The sequence below is a fragment of the Streptomyces sp. NBC_00557 genome (assembly GCF_036345995.1).
Classification (GTDB): Bacteria; Actinomycetota; Actinomycetes; order Streptomycetales; family Streptomycetaceae; genus Streptomyces.
Window position 1 is genome coordinate 4,233,455 of sequence record NZ_CP107796.1, and the last position, 14,398, is coordinate 4,247,852.

Consider the following 14,398-nt stretch of genomic DNA (forward strand, 5'->3'; position numbering starts at 1 on the left):
GGAGGGCCAGCCGGTGAGACCAACAGGTCCACTGATGCGGCATCAGTAGCAGGCTGGAGGGAGCGATAGGGTGCCCCCGAAAGGGGTGGGTCTTGGAAGCCGTTGACATTCTCACAAGGAGCCTCAGTAGGGCCGTTCCCATCAATGGCCAGATGCTCCAGTACCACGGTCGCAGCGACCGGCATGGCCAGCTCATCTGCTGGGGGATCCTCTTCGACCTGATGCTGACAAGCGACTTGCTGCGCTGGCACGTGGAGACAGGCAAGGTGGTCTTCGGCATCAATCACACGTTGAGGAGCTTCTCACCGGAGAAGAAAAAGCGCCTTGACTTGGTGCTGTGCCGTCCGAAGGCCGGCGCCGCGGTCCCGAGGAGGCCCCAGACCCTGCGCACACTTGTGGACAAGCACGGCATCGAGCTCACCCCGAGACAGCAAAGGCTGTTGGAGAGCTTGCCTGTGATCGCAGAAGGGCCGGTCGGCAGCGTCCTCGTGGCGCTGGAGGCCAAGGCTTGCATGACCGAGCACATCAAGGCGCTTCCGCGACTCTACGACGAGCTGAACTCAAGCCATCAGATCGTGCACGGCCACTCGAGCCAGGCCCTCTCGATCGGCTTCTTTATGGTCAATGCGGCCGAAGAGTTCTACAGCCCGACGAACACGGGGAATCCGGGCCCAAACAAGCACAGGCAGCCCCACGCACTGCAGAGAGCTGTTGCGCAGGTCGCTGACCTTCCTCGTCGTAGTCATCACAGCTCCCAAGGCTTTGACGGGCTGGGGATCGTGGTGGTCGACATGGTCAACGACGGATTCAGCCCCTGCAGGCTGGTCACGGCTCCCCCGGCTCCTGCGGAGGACGATGTCCTGCATTACGACTCGATGGTGCAGCGCATGGCCCACGAGTACGACACCCGCTTCTCCATGATTTGACGCATCGAGCAGAGCCGGGTCGTCGGCAGGCTGATGACACGGCCCCGTTTGGGGTGCGATCTACTCAAAGGCAGATCGCGGTACAGGCTGCTCAACCCCTTGCGTCGGTCGGCCTACTCGCCCACCAACTGTCCGCATGACCGTGCGGGGGCTCCGTGGGAGTTCATGCGGCAGGTCGGACGGGGTGCGCGTACGGCGGTGAACAGTGGCGGCCGTCGGTGAACTGGACAAGATGCAGGCGGAGGGCGGCTTGGACAAGGTTCGCGATCGGGTGGTTGACGCAAATAGTCTCCCAGCGGCTCCAGCACGGGACGCGGACCGTGCCTCCGGCGCCGCGGTGTCCCCTAGCCGCCGACGTTGCGCCGAACGGCGCGAGCCCCCGGCCCGGGGTCTCCTGCGATCTCGCCCAAGATGTCGGAGATCACAGCTAGAGTCGTGGCCACCCACGTCGGCACTCTCGGATCGGCGATCACATGGCCAAGACAGTCTTCTACAGCTTCCACTACGAACAAGACGTTCACCGCGTACAGCTGGTTCGCAACATCAACGCGCTTGAGGGGCAACCGCTGCTGAACTCCCAGGAATGGGAGCAGGTGCGCAGGCGCGGGGATCAGGCGATCAAAAACTGGATCCACGACCAGATGGCGTACAAGAAGGCCGTCATAGTCCTGATCGGCAAGTGCACGGCAAGTCGGCCATGGGTTATCTATGAGATTGAGAAGGCGTGGGCTGATAAGAAACCACTTCTGGGAATCCGCATCCATGGGCTCTCGTCGCTGGGAAGTGTTGATACCGCGGGTCCCGACCCCTTCGCGAAAGCTGAGGGTGTGGGCTCGGTACCGATCTTTGACCCTACGATTCGGGATTGGTCGGGGAAGATCGATAGTAAGGCCACCTATAACAAACTGCGCGATAACCTGGAGACTTGGTCGAGCCAAGGGGTGACCAGGCGATCGTGGTAAATCCCGCCGCATGCCCGTTCTGTGCAATTATCGCAGGGGACGATGCCAGCGCGAGGCTGGTGTACCGCAGCCAAGAGGTGACAGCATTTTTTCCTTTGGAGCCAGCCACCCGTGGTCACACTCTAGTTGTGCCAAACCGTCATGTTGCGGACCTCGCCGATCTAAGCGCTGCTGAGGCTCGTGACTTGGGTGAAGCGGTCCTCAAGACAGCGCGTGCGATCCGTTCAGCTCTCGCGCCGGATGGATTGAACGTGATTCAGTCCACCGGGGCGGCTGCTACCCAAACCGTGCCCCACGTTCACTTTCACCTGGTGCCTCGTTGGCCCGGGGATCGCATGACACTTCACTGGCCCACGGGTGCGGCTGAAGACGACCAAGCTCAGACCCGGACCCTGGCCGCGATTCAGGCTGCCCTTCTGGGCGAGCAAAGCACTGTCAAGGCCGAAGACCGTCGGCAGCATCTGTCATTTATCCAGGCCGTTGTTACCCGTATGTCGCAGGCGTCGTCCGCTTCCAAGTCGTGGCTGCTTCCGATAGTAACCGTGACTTATGGATACGCGATCACTAGCAAATCCTTCTTCGTAGCGCTTCTCGGCTGCCTGGCAGTACTTGTATTCGGCGTTCTCGATGCTAATTACCTCAAACAGGAGCGGGCCTTTCGTAAGCTCTACGACGAGGTAGCGGCAGGTCGCCCCATTCCGGCATTTTCCATGAACCCGGCTCTGGCGTCACCAGCGGGCACCCGCGTGAACTACTGGCCAGATTGGCCAGATGTGCGCTCGTGGGCCGTCGCTCCCGTCTATGGGCCCTTGCTGCTGGCCGGGCAGGGTGTAGCAGGCTGGCTACTCTGCCGCTGAGACGGCTGGCGAGCAGCCATCTACTGAGAGGGCGCGCCGGTCTTCCAAAGACGAGGACATGAGCGGTGTCGAGCGACGGAGGGAAGGCGAACCCCATCGGTCGGTGGCGCGGGGCATGGCAACCTTGTTTCCGTTAGGTGCCCACTGGGCCACCGTCGAGGTCGAGGGAGGGGAGCCCACGTGCCGCAGGGCAGTCCGCGAGGTACGTACCTGGAGGTCTCGGAATCCCTCCGCGAGAAGATCAGGGACGGCGAGATCACTGAAGCGCTGCCGTCTCAGTCGGCACTTGTGGGCGAGTACGGCGTGAGCCGCAGCACCATCGAGCGGGCGCTTGCCGCGCTCAAGGCCGATGGTGTGATCGAGTCGGTACAGGGCGCCGGATGGTTCGTGGCGGGGACCGGCGACCGCCGGCCGTTGGTCGAGCGGGTGACCGACCTGTTGCGCGGCGGTGAGGTGAAGGTAGGCGACCGCTTCCCCACCGAGAAGGAGCTGTGCGAGCGGTTCGGCGCGTCCCGGACCGCCGTGCGTTCCGCCATCGCGCAGATGGAAGGGCGAGGGTTGATCGGCAAGGGAGCAGGGAGGGGGAGGGAAGTCCTCACCCTGCCGACCGGACGGGAGGCACAGACGGCATGACGACGACGGAACGCACGGAGTTCGACGCGGACGCGGCAGAGGCCATCCTGCGCCGGGCATGCGCGGTCGCCGACCTGGAGCCGGACGGCATCGAGATTGTTCGGCTAGGCGACCATGCCGTGTTCCGTGTCGACGGCGGCCGGATCGTCTCGCGGGTGGGGCGGGGAGCCGACCGGCTTGCCTCGGTACGGCGAGAAGTAGCGGTGGCCCGGTGGCTCGCTGACCAGGGGTACCCGGCCGCTCGTCTCGTCACGGACGCCGAACAGCCGATCGTGATCGAAGACCACCCGGTCACCTTCTGGGAAGGGCTCGCAGACGGCGACACGTACGCGAGTACGGCGGAAATGGGCGTGCTACTGCGGCGGCTTCACGAACTGGAGCCGCCGCCTTTTTCGCTGCCGACACTCCAGCCGTTCGACAAGGTCGCGAGCCGCCTGGAGTGTGCCACCATCCCGGAGAAGACCCGTGCATTCCTTCGCTCGATGGCGAGGGATTTGGAGGCCGAGTATGGGCGCCTCGAATTCTCGCTTTCATCGGGTCATCTGCACGGTGACTTCAACGTGGGTAACGTGCTGCGTGACACGGCAGGCAATCCGCGCGTGATTGACCTGGATGGGTTCGCTACGGGCCCCCGCGAGTGGGACCTGATGCAGACAGCCATGTACTACGACAGCTTTGGGTGGCACACAGAAGCGGAGTATTCGGATTTCGTAGCTGGCTACGGCTTCGACGTGCGTGAATGGGGCGGATACGCCGTACTCAGGAGTGTGCGAGAACTGCTGATGGTCACGTGGCTCTCGCAGAACGCGGGGGCGAACCCTCGGGCCGCTGACGAGGTTGAGAAGCGGGTAGCGACTCTCCGGTCAGGTGGATCACGTCGAGACTGGGCCCCCTTCTAGGGTGTCAAGCCGCATTGCTGCCACAGGCGGAAGGTGCGTGCTTCTTCCGCAAAGGTACGAAATTCCATAGCGCCTCGCATGGTGGGCGAAATACGTTCACGGAATTCCCGGACGTACTGAACGCAGCGCGCTGACTTTAGTCCCTCGCCGAGTTGTAGCGCGGTCTTGGCGATTTCGCAGCCGCGCCCGATCTCTCCTTGGTTGATATAGGCTTCGGCCTGCACCATCGTCGCGAAGAAGTCGCTTCGATTGTTCAGGCCGTCGCCGAAGATTGAACCGGCGCCCCGTTCTGCCGCTTCCGCAGACCGTCCCAAATCGCGGAAACAATGGCCAATCTCGGCTGCAAGTTCCACCTCGTCGAAATACGCGATGTACGGCGGATCGCTGTCCGGAGTCCGCTGACTGAGTTTGCGCTCTGCCTCCACCAGGGCCAGGTCGCATCCTCGTTCGTCGCCGAGACGGGCCAGGGCACGTGCCTCCATGGCGTGGAACTGTGCGGACATCGTGGGGCCCAGTACGCCGGCCGGTCCTGTGTAGGCCGCCCGAGCAAGGGTGGCCGCGTCCTGGTAGCGCCCGAGGAACGTGGCTTGGTGGCTCATCGCGGAAAGGATGCTGCCGCCAAGAAGCCGGTCACCTGCCGCTTGGGTCATGCGCAGCGCCTGGATGAAGTACCGCTGAGCGATGCCGTGAAGCCCGCTGTCGTACGACATCCACCCGGCGAGCAAGAGCGCTTCCGCCACGGCCGAGTAGAGCTGTTTGCCCACGTCGTCGGAGTACTTGCCGTCCAGCATCGGCCGGACGTCCGTGTGCAGGTACTGGATCAGCGCGCGTCGAGCGTGGCCACCGCCGAACTTGCCGTCGAGCATGCTGAACGCGTCGGCAGTGGAGCGGATCATCTCTACGTCCACCGTGCCAATCGCGCGGTTACCAGCGCGCGTCAGCTCCCCGTCCGGCGGCGCGACGATCCAACGCAGGGAAGCCGCGTTCCAGGCGGCCGAGTCCGGCTGCGCCCTGACCAGTACCTCAGCCTCAGCAAGGTCGGCACGCCAGAGGTCTGCGACGGTCTTGGCCGTCGCCTCGGGCCTGTCCGCGAACTCAAGTCCGAGGTCAGGCCGTATGGAGGACACTGCCGCGTCCCCCATGCCGATGTCGTCCAAGGTGAGCCGGCGACCAACCTTCTGCCCGACGGCATCCGCGATGTACTGCGGCATATTGCCGCGGGGGATCGCCCCCTTGAGCCACCGCGAGACGTACGTGTGATCGCAGGTGATGTCTTCACCCGACCGAGCGGCAGCGGCGACCACCGCGCGAGCAAGGGACTTGTGTGAGAAGTCGCCTTCCTGCATGAGCGCGGCCAGTCTGGCATTCCGGTCTGCCATGGGACCCCCAGAGTGCGGCCGTAGTACCAGCTTGACTCATCGTCACTCTACGCAGGTCAGGCCCGGGGTGTAGAGGGTTCGCACCTGCGAGTGCACGAGTGCACCCCCAAGTACTCGCTCCCGAACCGGGCGCCGGATGGCGACAGTTGAATCACCACCGCACGGGACAGGCCGGCGGATCCGAGTCGAAAGCCACGGGTTGACGGCGCGGAATCCTTCTGCCAACGTGAGTGGTAGGTAATACACACCACGCTTCAGGGTGTGTGGAGCCGAGACACGCCTGCCGCAGGCAGGCAGCACCACTCGCCGACCAACAGGTCGGAGGGGAGTGGCAGACACAGCCCGTCGGCTGTCAGACCCGGTGCGAACAACCTGGACAGCGGTCCACGAGCGCAGAACCGAACTCCGCAGGCTCGTGAGTGCATTGGCACTGAGACACCGAATCCCGAGCGAGGGAGACTCCCCGCGATGACCGGTCGGTGGATAGGACCGCGGCGACACAGCTTCCGAGTGTTGCCACGGACGGACTAGGCACTCCCTCACGTTGCGCGTGAGAGCCGAAACGGACGATGTCGCAGGAAGACCACGGCCGCCGCTTCGAGCGCTCACGCGGCCTTCACCTTCGTTGACCTCAGCCGATGGGAGGTCTCATGCACCGACGAAGACTGTGGGCGCCGCCGTGATGGACCGGCCGGCGGACGCCAGTACGCCATCCGGTTTCGTGAGCGCGGAACGCACGCTCACGGCCAATCCGGTCCGCTCTCTTCCTGCCATCGCAGCGGCTAGCGCTGCGGCTGGTTGCCTCCCTCGCCCGTCCGGTCCCGCACTTGGTGCGGCGGTCGTACGGGCGGGGCGTGGGGAGCCGGATTTACCCGCTTCAACGGCTCGCGGCTCCGGTGTTGACGCACCGGAGCCGCTGTTGTTCGGGCCGTTCCCGTCTCACTGGAGTCCATCCCATGAAGTACATCGTTGCTGGTCATGAGGCCGTCACCCACGCTGATTTCGCGGAACTGGCGCTGGGCACCCCCCTTGAGCTGTGGCTCGGGGTCGACGGCGAGAGCGACGAGGAACGCGCGGCCCGCCTGGACGCGGCGCGCGACATCCTCTCCGACCCCCAGTTCAGTGACCTGCCCGACGACCTGATCCGCCTGGCCGCGCGAGTCGTCGAGGAGAACCCGGACCTGTTCAACGTGGTTCCGCTGGTCCGCCCCATCCGTCGCCGCACGGCGCGCAAGGGGGTCGCGGCATGAACGAGGGCCTGAGGTTGGACGACTTGGCCGTGCCGCTGCGGGCGCTGCGCCTGCTCGCTGCGGACTTCGGGCACCTCGCAGCCCCGACTGTCGCGGTGACCACCATCTGGCCTGACCGGCTGGAGTTCTCGTTCCACGGCGACCTGGCCGACTTCGAGGCGTGGCGCGATGCACTGGGGATCGCCCCGGACGCAGTGGAGCACCGGACGCAGAGCGGTGGCCGGACGCGTGTCCTGCTCGCGTATGGCCAGTACGCGGGCGCCACGGTGAAGCTGGTCGCTTACGCCGACATGGCCGCCCCAGCGTTGGCGGGAGCAGCGGCCTGATGCCGACGCTGGCCGAGTGCTTCGACCCCACCGGCGCCCGGCACGGCATTCCCACCTACCCGTGGCGCTGCGCGCCGGACGGGCTGGCCACCCGGCGGCAGTTACGGGCCCGTGGCCTGCGCCCCGGCGGTCAGCCGGTCGCCGCGCAGATCCTCCGCCTCCGCCGCCGACGTGGGCCGCTGGTCGCCTACCTCTACCGGCTCGAGCAGGCCAAGCCGGTCCGGCCGATGACGGAGGCGAAGCGCCGGGCACTGGAGTGCGCGATGCGCGCCCGCCGGACCTGCCCGCGGTGCCGCACGGACGCCGGCTACGTCATCCCCGCATCCCTCGGGGTCTGCGTCCCCTGCGCCTACCCCGACGACCATCGCGCCGCCTGACCGGACCGGCCAAGCGGTCATCCTCCCGACAAGGAGGCAAGCAGTGAAGCATCCCCCGGAGAAGTCCCTGAGCTGGGGCCAGACACTCGTACTGGGCGCCGCCGCGCTGCCCATGGTCGGCTTCGGCGGCCTGGGCGCGTGGGGCACCTACAGCAACATCACATCCGTGTTCCACCGCTCCGCCACCGCGCTCGGTGTGGTCGCCGCGGGTGAGGGCGCCACGCTGGTCCTGGCGCTGACCCTGGTGGGTCTGACCATGCTGGGCCAGTCCTCCCCGGCGGCCGTGCGGGTCGGTCTGTGGACGCTGCCGGCGGTGGCCTCCGCCACCGGCGCTGCGGTCGCGCCGACGGGTACGGAGTCGGTGGTGTTCGCCTTCACCCCGATGGCCATGTGCGTGGCCGCGGAGGGGATGGGCCTGCTGGCCCGCCGGATCGTGGTCTACCGCACCGGGGTGGACGCCGAAGCGCAGCGCCGCAACGCCGCGGTCGTGCAGAAGCTCGCCTACCACCGGGCCCGTGCCGCGAACCACCCCGACGAGGGCGCGCGCAAGGACTCGGAGCTGAAGTCGTGGAGGCTCGCGAAGAAGGTCGGTGCGGGTGACGCTCTGCTCGGGGCGCACCTGGTCGACGTGCAGCGCGAGCGGATGACGGCGGGCGCGGATGCCGCGCTCGCGGGCATGTTCGCTCTGCCCGTCACGGCCCCCGTCACGGGCGTGACGGCCGCTCCCGAACTGGCCGCCGTCGAGGCTGCGGGCGAGGGAGGCGTCACGGGCGTCACGCCTGCCGTCACGGAGGAAGACACGCAGGTCACGGCCGAGTTCGAGCCGGTTCCGGCCGGGGCCGTCACCCCCGTGACGCCTCCCGTCACACCCCCCGTGACGCTGGAGGAGATCGCGGCCGTGGCCGGCGTTCCGACCCCGCAGCCCGGGGAGCCGCTGACGGATGAGCAACTGGTCGTCGTACTGCGGCACCTGCGCTACAGCGACGACCCGCCGCTGTCCTACCGCCAGGCCGTGACCGGCTTCCGCGAGGGCGGGTTCGTCGGTGGTGAGCAGCGCGTGCGCAAGGCGTGGGGCTCGCTGATGTCCCACGAGGAATCCGACGCCTAACCCGGCGTCCGGCACCACCAATGACGGCCAGCCCAGGGAAAGTGGGCTGGCCGTCGTTGCGACTGCCGGAAGCAGTCGAGCACCAGTGAAGCAGACCCGGTGAGCCCCGGCGAGCGGCACCCTCGCAGACCCGGCGCGCAGACCCGGCGAGCTTGTCCCGCCATCCCGCCCACCACCCGCACCGCAGGCGGGCGGCGGCGCTTACCGCTCATTCAGCAGGCCCGGCCGCAACCTTCCACAGCCCCGGCCGGGCCCTACTCCCCAAAAGGAGTGCTCTCAGCATGACGGAACTCAGCACCGAGCCGGTAGCCGTCGAGGCTGCCCCGACCACACCGCCCCCGCCGCCCGACGCCCCGCCCGCCACTTCGGCTCCGGGTGCGGCGGAGGTGGAGCACACGCCCGGCGGCTGGCCGGTCGTCCCCCTCGCCCTGACCGGCGCGAACAGCACCGTCGGAGCGGTCGCCGCCGCCTCTCTGGCCGGCGGCCCGATCGCCGCCATGGTCGCCGCAACCGGCGTCGTCGTGCTGGGCACCTTCGCCGCCGCCCGCTCCCACAAGCCCAACTCCCGCCGCGACGCTCGCCGGGCCGCGGCTCGTACGGCCGGGCGTACGGTTGCCCGCAGCGCGGGCCTGCGCCGAAGCGGCTCGGGAGCGGCAACGGGCGGTCGCGGCAGTGGCGGCCGTTCCGCGGGCACCGGCCACGGTCGCACCGGTAGCCGCTCGGGTGGTGTGCCTGGCCAGCACCGGCGCAGCACCGGCCCGGCCGCACGCCATGGCACCGCCACCAGTGGCAAGGCAAGCGGGAAGACGAGCCCCGGCGCGGCCCGGCGCCTGACCGGAACGGCGGGTAAGGCCGCGAGCCGGGCCGGGCAGATAAGGGCCCTGCGCGCCGCGCAGAAGGCTGCGGGCGCCTCCCGCGCCGACAGGCGGGCGCAGACCACGGCCGCACGGCGCGCAGTGGCCGACGCACGCCGCAACGCCAAGGCCGCAGCGGGACTCAACCGGTCGGGCAAGCACGGCAATCGCGCAGGTCGCCTGATGGGCGCCGCTGCCCGCAAGGCTCGCGCGGTGCGGGATGCGGCGGTCGCCAAGCAGCGTGCGCTGCGCGACAAGAAGGCGGCCGGAACGGTGGCCACACAGCGTGCCCAGGTGCGCAAGGCACCGGCTCGGAAGGCGGCCCGCAGGGCGCTGCGCCGGTCGGCGGCCCGTTTCCACGGCCGCCGCCTGCTCGCCGCCCTGCTCGCCCTGCCGCTCGGTCTGCTCGGGCTCATCACCAGCCCGATCGGCCGGAAGCTCAACATCCCGTGGCTGATCCACCCCGGCCGACGGCTGTATCGGCGGCTGGCCGGTGTGGCGGCCGAGCAGCGCGCTGCCCGCGATGCGGCGATCCGCGAGGAGCTGGCCGAGCAGGAGGCCGCCGCCGACGCGCAGGCCGCCGAGGACGGCACGGACGGCATCGCGGACGGCGTTGAGCGGCCCGCGACCACGGTCCCCACCAGCAGCAGCACATCCGAGGTGAGTGAAGGAGAGCACGTGTCCGGTTTCCGGTTCGAAGAGGCTGCGGCCGAGATGGAGCAGGCCGCTGGCCAGTACGACCCCGAGAACGCCATGGAGATCCTGGCCATGGTCGAAGGGCTCCCGGCCGCGCTGACCAGCGTGGCGAACGTGATGAAGATCCTCGCCGAGCGCTCCGACAGTGAGTTCCCGCTGGAGAAGGAGATCGCGGACGGCTTCAACGACATCTTCGGTGCCCTGATGAGCGCCGTCGCGGTCGCCGAGGACATGGGCCCGCTGTTCCGGCAGGTCCACGAGCAGGACATCGCCCGGCACGAGGACCCCCGCAACGGCCACGAGGCCGAGAAGGGCTGGAACGTCTGACCATGGCCACCACCGCCACCAAGCAGCAGCCGAGTGGCCCGGTGCTGGACTGGAGCGCCGGTCACGGACCCGTGACCGGCGCCCTGTCCGCCACCACCGGAGCCTTCGCCGTCGCCACCACCGGCGCCGCGACCGGCATGCCCCCGGGTTGGGCGCTCGCCGTCGGCGCGGCCGGCGCACTCGGACACACCGTCGTCGGGCTGCGCCTGCGCAATGCCGGCCGCACCCTGGCCACCCGCGCCGCCAGCTGGCTCGTCGGCGCCGGATGGACCACCTGGGCCATGACCCACGGCCCCCTGACCTGGGCAGCCCTCGGATCACTGGCCACCATCGGCGTCGGCATCGGCGCCGCCGCCCGCTCGGTCGCCCTGTACGAGGAGGCCCGCGAGGAAGAGGCGATCGCCGCGGAGCAGCGGCAGATCGCCGCCGAGCTGTCCGCCGAACGCCGGGCGATTGCCGCCGAGTGGATCGACCGCATCCAGCGGGTGTGCTCCATCACCGTCCGCGTCGTCGGGGTGGAGAAGTGGGAGACCGGCACCGGGTACTCCATCGACGCCGAACTCCCGCCGGGCGGCGCCACGTGGAGCAAGATTGCCGCCGAGTCGGCGCGTCTGTCGGCGGATGCGCGGCTGCCGCACGGCTGCACCGCCACCGCTTCCCCCGGCATCCACCAGGGCCGCGTCATCATCGACGTGACAACGGTCAACGTGCTGGAGCAGGAGCGGACCTACCCGGCCGAGTACGGGCCGCTGTCCGTACACACCGGCATCCCGTGGGGGTACCGCACCAACGCAGAAGAGATCCGGGCCTACCTGCGCGAGCAGTGCGCGCTGGTTGTCGGCCCGACCGGTTCGGGTAAGACGAACCTGGTTCATCTGATCCTGGCCGGGTTCGCCCGTGCCGAGGACATGCTGACCTGGGTCATCGACCTCAACGCCGGGTCGGCCGGCCTGCCCTGGGTCCTGCCCGCTCTGAACGGCGAGATCAAGGCCGAGGGCGGCAAGCCGGTGCGGCCCGGGGTCGACTGGTTGGCCGGGACGTTCGATGAGGCCATGACGATGCTGGACACCGCCGTGCGGGTGGCCAAGCAGCGCAAGATGGGCTATCAGGATCTGCTCGCCCGTCACAACACCGATCTGCTGCCCATCAGCGCGAAGATTCCGCAGATCATGCTGGTGATCGATGAGGGTGCGGAGATCCTGGCGAGCCCGGACCGGCAGATGCGCAAGCTCGCGGAAAAGATCCTGGAAGTGATCCGGATTGCCCGCGCCATGGGCATCCGCACCGTGCTCACTGCCCTCGGGGCAACCGGCAGCGTGCTGGGCAACCTGATGATCCGGCGGGAGGCCAAGGTCCGTGTCGCCCTGACCGGCGGCGAGACCGAGGGCATGGACCTGTCCAAGATGTTCCCCGGCTCTCGCGGCCTGCGCGTGGAACAGGCGCCGTACAAGGGCGCCGGGTTCATGGGCACTCCCGAGTCCCCGGCCGCGCTGTTCAAGGCGTGGCGGATCCTGCCGAACCAGATCCGGGAGATCATCGCCGCCACCTCCGACCGGCATCCCGTGCTGGACGACATCTCTGCCAAGGCGGCCGGGCCTGCCTACGCCCGCCGTTGGGATGCCGAGCGCACCGCATGGATGCGCGATCACACCCCCACCGATGACGCCCCGGGCGCCGGGCCGTCCTGTGAGGGGCTGAACCTGTCCGCCCTGCGCAGCGAGCGGCCGACCGAGCAGGGCTCGCCGGAAGACGAGATGCTGCGGCAGTTCCGGGCCCAGATCGATGCCCAGTTCGCCACGGCGCCCGACCCGCACGCCCCCGCCGCCGACGACGCGCCGCCCGCCACCGGCGGGCTGAACCTGTCGGCGCTGCGGGGCGAGCAGGACAACCCCGCACAACAGGCCGCGCTCGCCGCGCTTCTCGCCGCTGGCCCGGCGGGTACCGGGGCATCAGCGATCGCCCGCGCGCTCGGCGACGAGTACGGCACGACCCGTCAGACCGTCGTCGGCTGGCTCAAGGCGTGGGTGGAGGACGGCATCGCGGTCCGCGTCGGAGAGGGCACCAAAGCCCGCTACGTCCACCGCAAGCACGCCCCCGAACAGCCCGACGAGAGCTGATCGCTTGTCGCCTGTCGCCCGCGAAAGACAAAGCCGCCCGGGGAGGGTCTGGACGCCCGGAAACGGCTTGTGACCTGCAAGGCGACAAGCGACAAGACAAGACAAGCGACAAGCGAGACGACAAGCCACACGACAAGCCACACGACAAGCGACACGACAAGACAAGGCACGGGCAGCACCCCGCCCCGGGGCGCTGCCCGTCACGTTTCCCGGGAGGCCGCTCGTGATCCTGACCCTCTCCGCCGTCGCCCTCTTCGGGGTGCTGGCCTTCGTTCTGCTGCGGGGCCGCTACGTCGGCCCGTTCAGCGCCCTCGTGCTCTTCCTGTTCGGCTTCTTCACCGCCGGCACCGGAGCCGCCGGCCCCGTCCGCGCCATATGCCGCGCGCTCGCCGACGCTGCCCGCCACCTCACCTGAACCCGGCTGGAGCCCACCATGCCCGACCACGACTCTGCGGCCTGGCAGCCGCGCATGACCGACACGGAAGCCGCAGCCGAGGCCCGCCGGATCATCGAAGACGCCTACCGGCCCGTGCCGCAGATGCCGACCGCCTACCGCGACACGACCCCGCTGCCCGCCTACGGCCCCACGCCGCCGGTCCCGCAGCCGGACCGCCGGATCGTGCCCGCGTGGGCCGCCGGTACTGCGGTCGCCGGTATCGGCGTCGGCGCCACCTGCGTCGGTGTCGGCTGCGGCATCTGGCTCGCCTGCCAGGGCTTCGCCGCCGTGACCCTGACCAGCGTCCTGTTCGTCACCCTCCCGATCGCCGCCGTGGCCGCGGTCGCCGCCGCCATCGGCGCCGCCCTTCGGTCACTCAAGGCCACGCACACCGAGACCCACCACCACTACGCCGGACCGGTCCGGCAGGAGACCAACACCATCACCGCGCCCGCGTACGGGCTGATCGCCCGCAATCGCAATGAACTCAACCGCTGACCAGAGCAAGAGAGGAACCGTGTTCGAGATCCGCGTGATCTGCGAGCCGGACGACGCCGACCGCATCGGCCACACCTTGGCCGAATCGTTCGACATCGGCCTGGCACGCCAGTACCCCACCCGGGACGGCAAGCGCACCCGTCTCTACTTCACGGCCGACCACCGCACCATCACACCCGAAAGCGAGTGACCTCATGTCGTTCGGAGAGACCCCGATCACCCTCGTCGGCAACCTGACCGACGACCCCGAGCTGAAGTTCACCGAGGGTGGCGCCGCGCTCGCGAAGTTCACGATCGCCGTCACCCCGCGAAGCTTTGACCGCAACAGCAACCAGTGGAAGGACGGCACCACCGCGTTCTACCGCTGCGCCGCTTGGCGCACCCTCGCCGAACACGTCGCGGATTCCCTGGGCAAGGGCTCGCGTGTCGTCGCCATGGGCCGGATGCGGCAGCACGACTGGACGACCGATACCGGCGAGAAGCGCTCGATGCTCGCCGTCGAGGTCGACGACATCGGCGCGTCCGTCCGCTTCACCACCGTCCAGATCAACGGCAAGCGCCCCGCCCAGAAGGGCCAGGCTGGCGACGACCCGTGGGCCGCGACCAACGCCCCTGCCACCGGCGGCGCCAGCGCGGCGGAAGGCGCCGAACCGCCGTTCTAGAAGGCCCGGGGCGACCGTCCGATCTCGCCAAAGACACGCGGTCGCCCCGGTCCAACCAGTCCACAACTGACCTGTTGGAGGCACATCCAGC

Annotated in this window: 16 protein-coding genes and 1 pseudogene; 16 read left to right on the forward strand and 1 reads right to left on the reverse strand. The window is 68.6% G+C overall.

Annotated elements, in window-relative coordinates:
- Nucleotides 1-152 precede the first annotated feature (152 nt).
- From OG956_RS18140 to OG956_RS18165, 6 genes and pseudogenes are all read left to right on the forward strand, one after another.
- Nucleotides 153-926, forward strand: a complete 774-nt coding sequence (locus OG956_RS18140) for a hypothetical protein (RefSeq protein WP_330339018.1) — start codon at nucleotides 153-155, stop codon at nucleotides 924-926.
- Nucleotides 927-1,399: 473 nt separating this feature from the next.
- Nucleotides 1,400-1,888, forward strand: a complete 489-nt coding sequence (locus tag OG956_RS18145) for a TIR domain-containing protein (RefSeq protein ID WP_330339019.1) — start codon at nucleotides 1,400-1,402, stop codon at nucleotides 1,886-1,888.
- A pseudogene (locus tag OG956_RS18150) lies at nucleotides 1,882-2,196 on the forward strand (HIT family protein); the annotation flags it as partial. The gene OG956_RS18145 and the pseudogene OG956_RS18150, both read left to right, overlap by 7 nt.
- A gap of 27 nt (nucleotides 2,197-2,223) precedes the next feature.
- The gene (locus tag OG956_RS18155; protein ID WP_330343059.1) at nucleotides 2,224-2,745 is read left to right on the forward strand and encodes a hypothetical protein; all 522 of its coding nucleotides are present in this window, start codon (nucleotides 2,224-2,226) and stop codon (nucleotides 2,743-2,745) included.
- 180 nt (nucleotides 2,746-2,925) lie between these two features.
- Nucleotides 2,926-3,378, forward strand: coding sequence for a GntR family transcriptional regulator (locus tag OG956_RS18160; RefSeq protein ID WP_330339020.1), 453 nt, complete (start codon nucleotides 2,926-2,928; stop codon nucleotides 3,376-3,378).
- On the forward strand, nucleotides 3,375-4,277 hold the full coding sequence (locus tag OG956_RS18165; RefSeq protein ID WP_330339021.1) for a phosphotransferase enzyme family protein: 903 nt from the start codon (nucleotides 3,375-3,377) through the stop codon (nucleotides 4,275-4,277). Before OG956_RS18160 ends, OG956_RS18165 begins: the two co-directional genes overlap by 4 nt.
- Here the strand turns inward: OG956_RS18165 and OG956_RS18170 are convergent.
- Complete coding sequence (locus OG956_RS18170; protein ID WP_330339022.1) at nucleotides 4,274-5,656, reverse strand: hypothetical protein; 1,383 nt, start codon at nucleotides 5,654-5,656, stop codon at nucleotides 4,274-4,276. The genes OG956_RS18165 and OG956_RS18170 overlap by 4 nt on opposite strands.
- A 956-nt stretch (nucleotides 5,657-6,612) precedes the next feature.
- Here OG956_RS18170 and OG956_RS18175 point away from each other — a divergent pair.
- The 10 genes from OG956_RS18175 (at nucleotide 6,613) to ssb (ending at nucleotide 14,307) form a co-directional block, all read left to right on the forward strand.
- Nucleotides 6,613-6,906, forward strand: coding sequence for a hypothetical protein (locus OG956_RS18175; protein WP_330339023.1), 294 nt, complete (start codon nucleotides 6,613-6,615; stop codon nucleotides 6,904-6,906).
- Nucleotides 6,903-7,232, forward strand: coding sequence for a hypothetical protein (locus tag OG956_RS18180; protein WP_330339024.1), 330 nt, complete (start codon nucleotides 6,903-6,905; stop codon nucleotides 7,230-7,232). Before OG956_RS18175 ends, OG956_RS18180 begins: the two co-directional genes overlap by 4 nt.
- Nucleotides 7,232-7,609 (forward strand): RRQRL motif-containing zinc-binding protein, encoded by a 378-nt coding sequence (locus OG956_RS18185; protein ID WP_330339025.1) that lies wholly within the window; start codon nucleotides 7,232-7,234, stop codon nucleotides 7,607-7,609. Before OG956_RS18180 ends, OG956_RS18185 begins: the two co-directional genes overlap by 1 nt.
- A 43-nt stretch (nucleotides 7,610-7,652) precedes the next feature.
- The gene (locus OG956_RS18190; RefSeq protein ID WP_330339026.1) at nucleotides 7,653-8,717 is read left to right on the forward strand and encodes a hypothetical protein; all 1,065 of its coding nucleotides are present in this window, start codon (nucleotides 7,653-7,655) and stop codon (nucleotides 8,715-8,717) included.
- A 281-nt stretch (nucleotides 8,718-8,998) separates the two neighbouring features.
- Nucleotides 8,999-10,594 (forward strand): hypothetical protein, encoded by a 1,596-nt coding sequence (locus tag OG956_RS18195; protein WP_330339027.1) that lies wholly within the window; start codon nucleotides 8,999-9,001, stop codon nucleotides 10,592-10,594.
- Nucleotides 10,595-10,596: 2 nt separating this feature from the next.
- On the forward strand, nucleotides 10,597-12,711 hold the full coding sequence (locus tag OG956_RS18200) for a hypothetical protein (RefSeq protein WP_330339028.1): 2,115 nt from the start codon (nucleotides 10,597-10,599) through the stop codon (nucleotides 12,709-12,711).
- Nucleotides 12,712-12,934: 223 nt separating this feature from the next.
- Entirely contained in the window at nucleotides 12,935-13,126 is a 192-nt protein-coding gene (locus OG956_RS18205; protein WP_330339029.1) for a hypothetical protein, read from the forward strand.
- A gap of 18 nt (nucleotides 13,127-13,144) precedes the next feature.
- Entirely contained in the window at nucleotides 13,145-13,645 is a 501-nt protein-coding gene (locus tag OG956_RS18210) for a hypothetical protein (protein ID WP_330339030.1), read from the forward strand.
- Nucleotides 13,646-13,664: 19 nt separating this feature from the next.
- Complete coding sequence (locus OG956_RS18215) at nucleotides 13,665-13,835, forward strand: hypothetical protein (RefSeq protein ID WP_330339031.1); 171 nt, start codon at nucleotides 13,665-13,667, stop codon at nucleotides 13,833-13,835.
- 4 nt (nucleotides 13,836-13,839) lie between these two features.
- Nucleotides 13,840-14,307 (forward strand): single-stranded DNA-binding protein, encoded by a 468-nt coding sequence (ssb, locus tag OG956_RS18220; protein WP_330339032.1) that lies wholly within the window; start codon nucleotides 13,840-13,842, stop codon nucleotides 14,305-14,307.
- The last annotated feature ends 91 nt before the right edge of the window (nucleotides 14,308-14,398 follow it).

Coding starts and splice junctions, on each gene's coding strand:
- OG956_RS18140 (WP_330339018.1), top strand. CDS start 153: ATGCTCCAGTACCACGGTCGCAGCGACCGGCATGGCCAGCTCATCTGC.
- OG956_RS18145 (WP_330339019.1), top strand. CDS start 1,400: ATGGCCAAGACAGTCTTCTACAGCTTCCACTACGAACAAGACGTTCAC.
- OG956_RS18155 (WP_330343059.1), top strand. CDS start 2,224: ATGACACTTCACTGGCCCACGGGTGCGGCTGAAGACGACCAAGCTCAG.
- OG956_RS18165 (WP_330339021.1), top strand. CDS start 3,375: ATGACGACGACGGAACGCACGGAGTTCGACGCGGACGCGGCAGAGGCC.
- OG956_RS18170 (WP_330339022.1), bottom strand. CDS start 5,656: ATGGCAGACCGGAATGCCAGACTGGCCGCGCTCATGCAGGAAGGCGAC.
- OG956_RS18175 (WP_330339023.1), top strand. CDS start 6,613: ATGAAGTACATCGTTGCTGGTCATGAGGCCGTCACCCACGCTGATTTC.
- OG956_RS18180 (WP_330339024.1), top strand. CDS start 6,903: ATGAACGAGGGCCTGAGGTTGGACGACTTGGCCGTGCCGCTGCGGGCG.
- OG956_RS18185 (WP_330339025.1), top strand. CDS start 7,232: ATGCCGACGCTGGCCGAGTGCTTCGACCCCACCGGCGCCCGGCACGGC.
- OG956_RS18195 (WP_330339027.1), top strand. CDS start 8,999: ATGACGGAACTCAGCACCGAGCCGGTAGCCGTCGAGGCTGCCCCGACC.
- OG956_RS18200 (WP_330339028.1), top strand. CDS start 10,597: ATGGCCACCACCGCCACCAAGCAGCAGCCGAGTGGCCCGGTGCTGGAC.
- OG956_RS18210 (WP_330339030.1), top strand. CDS start 13,145: ATGCCCGACCACGACTCTGCGGCCTGGCAGCCGCGCATGACCGACACG.
- ssb (WP_330339032.1), top strand. CDS start 13,840: ATGTCGTTCGGAGAGACCCCGATCACCCTCGTCGGCAACCTGACCGAC.